Source organism: Planococcus salinarum (assembly GCF_007004625.1).
GTDB classification, from domain to species: domain Bacteria; phylum Bacillota; class Bacilli; order Bacillales_A; family Planococcaceae; genus Planococcus; species Planococcus salinarum.
Genome location: NZ_VIFV01000062.1, coordinates 1 through 1548, shown reverse-complemented (window position 1 = coordinate 1548; position 1548 = coordinate 1). Strand labels below are relative to the sequence as shown.

General features: G+C 48.9%; 1 protein-coding gene. It reads right to left on the bottom strand.

What is annotated here, in order from left to right; translation table 11 throughout:
• Positions 1 to 87: 87 nt before the first annotated feature.
• Positions 88 to 1305, bottom strand: a complete 1218-nt coding sequence (locus tag DIJ65_RS16070) for an IS110 family RNA-guided transposase (protein ID WP_117303801.1) — start codon at positions 1303 to 1305, stop codon at positions 88 to 90.
• Positions 1306 to 1548: the final 243 nt, after the last annotated feature.

The window sequence follows — 1548 nt, the reverse complement described above, 5'->3', positions numbered from 1 at the left end:
TATCCCTGAAAATGAGCATGCTTAAAAAACCTGGCGGTTCCTTTTTTTTCACCAGGTCGTCTGTGTTATAGTGAAAGAGAAATGGATCTACGAAGCCTTGCCGGATTCGTAATGAAAGAGAAGTCCGTGTTGAATAAGGTGAAATGCGACTTTCACGAACTTATTCACACAGGCGATTACTGCAACCTGATGGGGCTTCCCGTTGGGTTGCTTTTTTAATTGGTCATAATGGTCGACGATGGTGTTGCTTGCTTTTTTGCGTTTGGAAAGCATGTTCATCACCATAAAGTACAGGATCTTGCGCAACCGTTTGTTTCCGCGCTTGTTGATTTTGTCCTGGTATTGGAGTTTGCCCGATTGGTGGCGGCGGATGTCGATGCCGATATAGGCGTTGATCTGTTTGGCGTTTTGGAAACGGCGAATGTCGCCCAGTTCACTGATGACTTGAACAGCGGTTTGATCACCAATCCCCGGAAACGACTTAAGCACTTGGAACTCTACTCGGTCTTTTGACAGGGCCACCATCTGTTTGATCACTTCTTTTTTCTGGGTGCGCAGTTCCAACAGGCGTTCCGCGTAGTTTTTCAGGTGCTGGCAGCGCACATCTCCCGGTCCGATGGACGGATAGCTGTTTTCCGCAGCGGCGAGAAGCAGTGTCGCTTTCTTTTCGATTTCTTGTTCGGACATCCGCTTACGTGTCGCCTGTTTGATATGATTTAGCAGCTCTTCCTTTGATACCTCGACGAGGTAGGCGGGATGGGGAAACAGCTGGACAATATTCAAAAAAAGAGCGGAACTCCGTGCGAAAACCTTTTCCACGAGCGGAAAGCTCATCTGGAGAAATGCGTGCAGCCGGTTGTTGTGTTGGGAAATCTCTTTTTCGATGTCCTCGCAATAACGCCCGAGCCCCCGCAGCTGGTCATAATAATCCGCTTGCTGGAAAGTTTCCTGCCGCACAACCCGGTAATGGGATTTGGCGAGTTCATGGGCATCGCCGATGTCCGTCTTCTGTCTGCGCATGGCGGCGGTCTGAAGTTTCGCTTCCAGCGGATTCAGCCGGCTGTATGGATAGTCATTACTCTTCAAAAAACGCTCTAGTGGCGAGGAATAGACGCCGGTGGCTTCAAAAACGATTGCCGGTAAGTGTCCGGCCTGTTCCTGTATAGCATTAATGCGCTGCTTTAGTGCCCGAAAGCCGGCTTGCGTGTGTTCGAGTTCCCCTTCAAAGTGGCAATGGTGGTTGTGGTCATAGACCACCAGGTTGCTTTTCCCCATACTGACGTCAAACGCAATTACAAAATTCATTTATTCTCCTCCTGTTTTCCCATTCATAGAAGTCTTCACAGTGCCTTATCGATTCCACTTTCTTATACGGTCTCTTGGGACCCAACATACTAACCTGATTCGGATAAGGGTGTGAAGCGAGTCGGTTTCCTGGTCCGGATTCTGAGATCCACGCATCCGCACGACTTCACTTCACTTCTACAAAAAAATAGTAGCACAGACCATGGCCGTGGTCTGTGCTACTAATGTTAGTATGTTTCCGCG

Excerpts from the sequence above, each read along its gene's own strand:
- DIJ65_RS16070 (WP_117303801.1), bottom strand. The coding sequence starts at position 1,305 with ATGAATTTTGTAATTGCGTTTGACGTCAGTATGGGGAAAAGCAACCTG.